This is a genomic window from Dietzia papillomatosis NBRC 105045 (assembly GCF_001570845.1).
Classification (GTDB): domain Bacteria; phylum Actinomycetota; class Actinomycetes; order Mycobacteriales; family Mycobacteriaceae; genus Dietzia; species Dietzia cinnamea.
Genome location: NZ_BCSL01000078.1, coordinates 1 through 6,211, shown reverse-complemented (window position 1 = coordinate 6,211; position 6,211 = coordinate 1). Strand labels below are relative to the sequence as shown.

Sequence of the window (6,211 nt, the reverse complement as noted above, 5' to 3'; positions counted from 1 at the left end):
CTAGGGTGCGAATGTGTCAAACCTCATCTTCCTCCCCGGCCTGCACGGTGACGCCCAGATGTGGGCCCCGGTCATCGGCGCGCTGCCCGACGGGTTGAGTGCTACGGCCCTCGACTTGCCGGCTGTTGCAGACCTCGATGCGCTCGTCGACGAAGTGGCGGAGCAGGTCGCGGCCAGCAGCGTGGTGGTCGGGCATTCGCTCGGCGGAGTGGTGGCCATGCATTTGGCCGAGCGGCGCCCGGAGTTGCTGGTCGGGCTCGTGCTGGTGACAGCGCCGGTGGGGGCTGAAGACCCGGAGGCCGCGGCAGCGCGGGCCGACCGGGCGGCGGGCCTGAGCCAGGAGGAGTACGAGGAGATCGCCCTCGACGGCATGGAAGCCGTCTATTACGGCGACCGCGGCCACGACCCGCAGGTTCGCGCCGAGCGACTCCGCGCCGCGAGGGTGTACGGGACCGGACGGTTCGCCGCGCACTCGGTGGCCATCGGGTCCCGGCCCGATCGCTGGAACTTCCCCGCGACGGCGTCGTGCCCGGTGCTGATCGTGGGCGCCTCGGATGACCAGGTGGTGCCCACCGACGAGCAGCGGGAATGGGCCGAAAGGAACGCGGCGCCGCATGTGACGTACGTCGAGATCCCGGAGACCGGGCACATGCTGCCCGTGGAGGCGCCGGGTCAGCTGGCCGGCGTGCTCAGCGACTGGCTCAGCTCCCTCGAGGGCTGACCCCGCCGGACCTGGGGTGTATCAAAGATCTTGGACAGCCTCTTGATGCGAGAGGATCGAGATCATGGCAGCGAGTTCGAGGCGGAAGTTCAGTCCGCAGTTCAAGGCCGAGGCAGTGCAGCTGGTCCTACAGAGTGACCGCTCGATCGCCGAGGTCGCCGGCGAGTTGGCGATCAATCCCGGCACCCTGGGCAACTGGGTCCAGAAGCACCGGCAGGCGAACCCGGAACCGGACACGTCGATGAGTCCGGCCGATCACGGCCGGCTGGCGGAGCTCGAGGAGCAGAACCGCAAGCTGAAGATGGAAAACGAGTTTCTAAAAAAAGCCGCGGCCTTCTTCACCCGGGAGCAGGACTGAGTGAGAAGTCAGCCCTGATCGAGGCGGAGAAGGCCAGCTTTCCTATCGAGTGGATGTGCGCGCAGCTCGGGGTGGTGCGCTCGTCGTTCTATGCCTGGCGCGCCCGCGCCGGGCAGGTCACGGCTACCCAGGCCCGCCGAGAGGCGCTGGGGGCGAAGTCACGGCCCAGCTTGTCAGCCGGCGTTGTCCCAACACACCCCGGTGCGGCCCATCGACTGCACGAACCAGCGCGGCACGGCCGGGTGCCGGCGCATCGCCGCGATCCTGAACGACGAGGGCCACCCGGCCTCGGTCGGACTGATCGCGGACCTGATGCGGGAGCTCGGGCTGGCAGCGGTCCAGCGCAACGCTTACAAGCGCACCACCGTCCCGGACGAGAAGGCCCAGGTCTTCGCCCTGAAAAACGAGATGTACCACCAGCAAGTGTTCCACACCCGCGCCCGCGCCCGGTTCGCCGTTGCCGAGTACATCGAGGTGTTCTACAACCGTCGTAGACCACACTCCAGTCTCGGATACCGCACCCCGGCCCGCGCATGGGCCGACGCACACGCCAACGCCGCCGAGGACCTAACCGAAGCGGCTTGAGACAGCAGGAATCACCGAGGATCTGTCCACAATCCTTGACACAGCCCAACCCGCGGACCCGGGAGGTTGCGGGTCGGTCGGGGGAGGGTGGGCTCGTCGTCGTCGCCCCGTCCCGGTGGGGGTCAGCGGTACAGGGGCGGCAGCTGCGGCTGGCGCTCCGGATACAGAGAGCGCACCGCCTCGGCGTAGAGACGCCTGTGGTGCTCCACCTGCTCCTCACTCGACAGGCCGTGCGCGTCCAGCCGCATGGCGACCCACGTCTTGCGGACCCCCATATAGAAGCCGCCGAACCCGTCATAGTTCGGATCCCGGATGTCCTCGCATGCGCGCTCGCCGTACGCATACGCCTCGTCGATCGTGAAGGTCCACGGCGTCAGGTCTGCTGCCGCCTTCATCGCCACGGCCTGACCCGCCGGGGGAGAGGGGGACGGGGACGCCTGCGCGCCCTCGCCGCCCATCCGGGTCAGCAGCGCTGAGCTGGGAAGCGTGGTCGGCGACGGGCGCGGTGTCCTTCAAGGCTGACGCGGCCGGACCCGCGGCCGCGTGAGGTTGCGGGTCGGTCCGGGGTGATGGGGCTCGTCGTCGTCGCCCCGAGGGATCCCGGCAGAGCGGTGTTAACATTGAACTGAAAACCCGTCCGTTTGCCGTCTTGTCAGTGCATGATCGGTGGGATGCTCCGCCCGCTCGGGCACTGACGAAGGGCCCGCAAATGAGTGCACCTACCCGCCGTAACGTCCCGCACGCGTCGAGGTGGAGGATGGCTGCGGCCATATTGTCGACGCTCGTCCTGGTGGCCGGGTGCGGGGGCGAGGCGACGGACGCCGAGCCGACCGGCGCGGAAACGACGAGTTCGAGCTCGTCGGCGCGGTCCACCGCGAGCAAGGCCACCACGACCACGACCGTCGAACGGACGCCGGGGACGGACACCGCCGCGACTGAAGCGCCGGCCGCGGCCAATCCCGCGGCAGCCGGGCCGACGCTCGTCCAGTGCATCTACGGCGGGGGAGCGTGGACAGACAGCGGCTTGCTGAGTGACGGCTCGCATGGGTACCACCCCCAATGCGCAGCTCTGCGCAGTGAGCAGCTCGACAGATTCCCGTACCAGTGCCCGCAGACAGATCAACAGGTGGCCGACCTGTCGGATTGTGCCAATTCGAGCAGCGTCACTGTTCCGCCCGAGACCCAGATTCCGTCCGAGGTTGAGGCGCCCGGGGTGACGGCTGAGCCCATCGAGCCCTCGGTCGAGCCGACTTCCGAGCCAGAGTCCGGGGAAGCGCCGGAAGCCGACCCGTGCCAAGCCGGTGAGACTTCTGAGGTATGCTCGGAGTAGCCTCCCGGCCGCTGCCTTAAACTCTGCTCTCCAGTCTCAAGGCCGCGCTGGGTTCCTTTTGTCGAAAACGGGGGGTCCTCTTGATGGATGGGATCTTTTCGGATCCCACCTAACTTGTGGCTAAACGTGAAGGCTAACGGCGTACACGTCAAGCACCTCGGAAACGCTGGGGAAGAAGCGCTCAATGTCTAGCAATGTAAGGTGCGACACGACCGCCCCTTGGTCGTGAGCAACGCTGTGGCGAGCCTGTATTAATGAATCCCAATCGGTCCTGAGTTGGTCGTTTAACTCGTCTTGGAACCTGGCTTTGCAGGCGGCGTCGAAATGGCCAAGAATCCCGGCTAGGTCGCCGATTTTAATCGAACGAATGAGTTTTTTTGCCGCCACTTTTCCGAAGGCTTTAAGCCGCGTGTCGGAAGTCTGATGTGCTGCCCGCGCTGCGGTCAACGACACAATGGTCGCTTCGGCCTCCGCGTAGATAGTCGAACTCACGTACTTCGCGAGCATCGCCTCTATCTGCGCTGACATCGCTACGGATGAGTAGGCGCGCGCATCGTCGGCGTGTTTGCGGCAAAGGTCGATGGCCTGTTGCGAACGCGGCATATCAGTCATGGATTAACCGAGCTTCCACAAGGGCGAGCCTGCCTCTCACCTGGTCCACGTCCGTAGTTCCTCCCGTGACTGCGCTTCGAAGTTCGTCTGAACTCGAGAGCCGAGCCCACCTTTCGGACAGGTCGGAGGGGATGGCGTCCAGATTTTTAGAGATGGCAGTAAATACGGCGTCGAAGGCGCTCGAGTTGAATCCGGCGTAGATATGAAAGGGCTTTACTCCGAGCGTTTCACGCACGATGTCTACCGTATTTACGAACTCTGCCCGGAACTGATCGATGGCGTTTTGGGAATCTTGAGAGTGAGCCCTCATGTACTTGGACATGAAGTCTTTCATAGGCTTCGCATAACTCTCGGAGGCGTGCCGTAGAGCAAAGAACCGGAGAATCAGCTCCACGTCGCGCATGCGCGTATCGGGCCCAGGTTTGCCGAGGATCTCGCGCCAAGCGTCGTTTCGGTTTAGGTCGTGTAAAAGCGAATTGAATGGGCCCGAGCATACGGCGTTTCTTACTTCTTGGTTATGAAGCAGCGTTCCCCCAGTGTTGAGCCGCTCAAAGATATGGAAAACTGAAGTGTCATCGTTCGGATTTAGCTGACGAATTACGAAAGCGCGGAGCACGCTGTTCTTCAGTCGACGGGCGGCCGACGGGTCATCGTTTTCTAATTGCTCAAAGGTCTTGCCGGCAAATGGGGAGTCGGCGTTTAGTCCTTTTAGGGAGAAGACTGTCCGTGACCCCTTTTGGTTCGCCTCGCCGAAGTAGCCCTCGAAAAAGTAGAAAACCGAACGAAGGCGCTGCTGTCCGTCGACGACCATCGACTTTTCGCTATCCCGTTCGGTGTACAAGAATATCGATGGTACCGGTAGGCCGACGAGAAATGACTCTATCAGCTTGCTAGCTTGCGCCTGACTCCAGACGAATCCTCGCTGAAATGGCGGAATGAAAATCTCGCCTGAGTTCCACTTGGATTGCAGCACTTCAAGTGTGAAGTCGGCAGGGTATGTCGCGATTTCATAGGTCGGAGGAGAGCTCTCTCGATCTTCGATCTCGGCCGCAGATTCCTCAAACTCGATGTCGTCACGCCCGTCAGTGTCGGTCATTGGTCGGACTATACTTCAGTTCCTGAAACGCTGCGCTGGGCTCTCTGGGTTTTTTCTCGACTCCTATGGGTTCGTCAAGGTGCTGGGTACGAGGAACCAGCCCGAGTTGAGCTGCGCTTCGAATTGACGCGGCTCACAGGCGGCATGATCTCTTGAGGTATCGCATCTGGGCGCCGCGGAGGCCCTAACGAGGGATGCTCGGTTGAGCGTGCTAGCCACGCTGACTTATCGAGTGCGGGCACCGCTTTTGCCGGGTGACGGCGGGCTCCATGCCGCCTATGTGCGTGCGGGGGTGCCGGTTGGCGCCGTCAGCGATGAACATTCCGCCGGTGCCGTCGGCGCCTACCGTTTAGTAGCGGAAGTGGTCGGAGAGAAACGCGGCGCCACACGTGAGCTACGCAGAAATTCCGGAGACTGGGTACATGCTGCCCGTGGAGTCGCAGGCCCAGCTGGCCAGCGCGATCAGCATCTAGCTCAGCTCACTCGAGGGCTGACCCCGCCAGACCCGCGGCCGTGTGAGGTCGCGGGTCGGCCGGGGGAGGTGGAGCTTGTCGTCGTCGCCCCTTCCTCATGCTCACCCGTCAGAGCGCGGGTGCGACCGGTTCTTCGCGGGACGGCGCAGTGGTCGGGAGTGCGGGGCTCGGGGTGGCGGTTGAGTCGCTCCGCTCGGTCGGGTCGGTGGCGCGGTGCTGTGCGGGATTGCTCATCGTGAGCGGTGCCTCGCTGCGGACCTGGGGGAGCGTCGGCTCGAGGAGATCGCGGTCGCGCTGGCCGGTGGTGGCGGGGGAGTGGGCGCGGAAGTAGTCGTTGACGTCCGGGCGGTAGAGCAGCGCCAGGATCGCGATGGCCACGAGCGCCACCGCGAGGGAGGTGAGCGACGTGAACGTGGGGTGCGCCGCGGACAGGATGAGCTCGCCGCTGCCCAGCGCCGCCGCCTGAGGGGCCACCGCGCTCCACAGCCCGATGACCGTGCTGCCCGCCAGGAGTGCGGTGAAGACCGCCCGCCCGGCGCGCGAGCCGGAGAAGGTGGCCACCGCGATCGCCGCCCACGCCGTGGCGACCACGAACGAGGTGTCGATGATCCAGCCGGCCGACGACGCCGCCAGGCCCGCCGGTTCGTCGACCGCCGGCCACGAATCGGTGAGGAAGCGGTTGATCGCCGTGGCCTGCACGACGCCGCGCAGCACGAGCAGCGACACCAGCGCCGCCGACAGGGCCAGGACCAGCCATATCTGCCATGGGCGGGAGGTCGGCGGTCGGGTGGGGACGGACGTGCGGTCGCTAGGCGCGGGCTCGCGGCGGATCGGGCCGCTGCGCGGCGCGGGATGGGTGGGGGAGACGGACGTCGGGCGGCTCATGGGGGACACCTCTCGGGACGGCGGCCGCACATCGAGGGGTGGGTCGCGCGGGGTGGGGACGAAGTGATCGTCCGTCGAGGGGTGGGCGCGTCGATAGCGTGTGGCGCACCTGACCTGAGTTCCACAACTTTTAGCCCGGGTGATTCATGGG

At 65.0% G+C, this 6,211-nt stretch carries 6 protein-coding genes and 2 pseudogenes; 4 read left to right on the top strand and 4 right to left on the bottom strand.

Translation table 11 applies throughout. The annotated features are described in order from the left end of the window. The first annotated feature begins 13 nt into the window (after window positions 1-13). The 4 genes and pseudogenes from DPA01S_RS15670 to DPA01S_RS17360 all read left to right on the top strand — a co-directional run. A complete protein-coding gene (locus DPA01S_RS15670) occupies window positions 14-721 on the top strand; it encodes an alpha/beta fold hydrolase (RefSeq protein ID WP_061917790.1) in 708 nt (235 codons plus the stop codon). Window positions 722-785: 64 nt separating this feature from the next. Next, window positions 786-1,079, top strand: a complete 294-nt coding sequence (locus DPA01S_RS17370) for a transposase (RefSeq protein ID WP_061917786.1) — start codon at window positions 786-788, stop codon at window positions 1,077-1,079. 90 nt (window positions 1,080-1,169) lie between these two features. Further along, window positions 1,170-1,418 (top strand): annotated as a pseudogene (locus tag DPA01S_RS17365) (IS3 family transposase); the annotation flags it as partial. Between the two features lie 57 nt (window positions 1,419-1,475). Further along, window positions 1,476-1,664, top strand: a pseudogene (locus DPA01S_RS17360) (IS3 family transposase); the annotation flags it as partial. A 122-nt stretch (window positions 1,665-1,786) separates the two neighbouring features. Here DPA01S_RS17360 and DPA01S_RS15655 read toward each other — a convergent pair. The 4 genes from DPA01S_RS15655 to DPA01S_RS15635 all read right to left on the bottom strand — a co-directional run bounded on the left by DPA01S_RS15655 (window position 1,787) and on the right by DPA01S_RS15635 (window position 6,060). Beyond that, a complete protein-coding gene (locus DPA01S_RS15655) occupies window positions 1,787-2,059 on the bottom strand; it encodes a hypothetical protein (protein ID WP_153038670.1) in 273 nt (90 codons plus the stop codon). 1,055 nt (window positions 2,060-3,114) lie between these two features. After that, the gene (locus DPA01S_RS15645) at window positions 3,115-3,606 is read right to left on the bottom strand and encodes a hypothetical protein (protein WP_153038669.1); all 492 of its coding nucleotides are present in this window, start codon (window positions 3,604-3,606) and stop codon (window positions 3,115-3,117) included. Beyond that, window positions 3,599-4,702, bottom strand: coding sequence for a DUF262 domain-containing protein (locus DPA01S_RS16590; RefSeq protein WP_063935136.1), 1,104 nt, complete (start codon window positions 4,700-4,702; stop codon window positions 3,599-3,601). The genes DPA01S_RS15645 and DPA01S_RS16590 overlap by 8 nt, the downstream gene beginning before the upstream one ends. Window positions 4,703-5,283: 581 nt before the next feature. Next, window positions 5,284-6,060, bottom strand: a complete 777-nt coding sequence (locus DPA01S_RS15635) for a hypothetical protein (protein WP_061917760.1) — start codon at window positions 6,058-6,060, stop codon at window positions 5,284-5,286. Window positions 6,061-6,211 lie beyond the last annotated feature (151 nt).

Excerpts from the sequence above, each read along its gene's own strand:
- DPA01S_RS17370 (WP_061917786.1), top strand. The coding sequence starts at position 786 with ATGGCAGCGAGTTCGAGGCGGAAGTTCAGTCCGCAGTTCAAGGCCGAG.
- DPA01S_RS15655 (WP_153038670.1), bottom strand. The coding sequence starts at position 2,059 with ATGAAGGCGGCAGCAGACCTGACGCCGTGGACCTTCACGATCGACGAG.
- DPA01S_RS15645 (WP_153038669.1), bottom strand. The coding sequence starts at position 3,606 with ATGACTGATATGCCGCGTTCGCAACAGGCCATCGACCTTTGCCGCAAA.
- DPA01S_RS16590 (WP_063935136.1), bottom strand. The coding sequence starts at position 4,702 with ATGACCGACACTGACGGGCGTGACGACATCGAGTTTGAGGAATCTGCG.
- DPA01S_RS15635 (WP_061917760.1), bottom strand. The coding sequence starts at position 6,060 with ATGAGCCGCCCGACGTCCGTCTCCCCCACCCATCCCGCGCCGCGCAGC.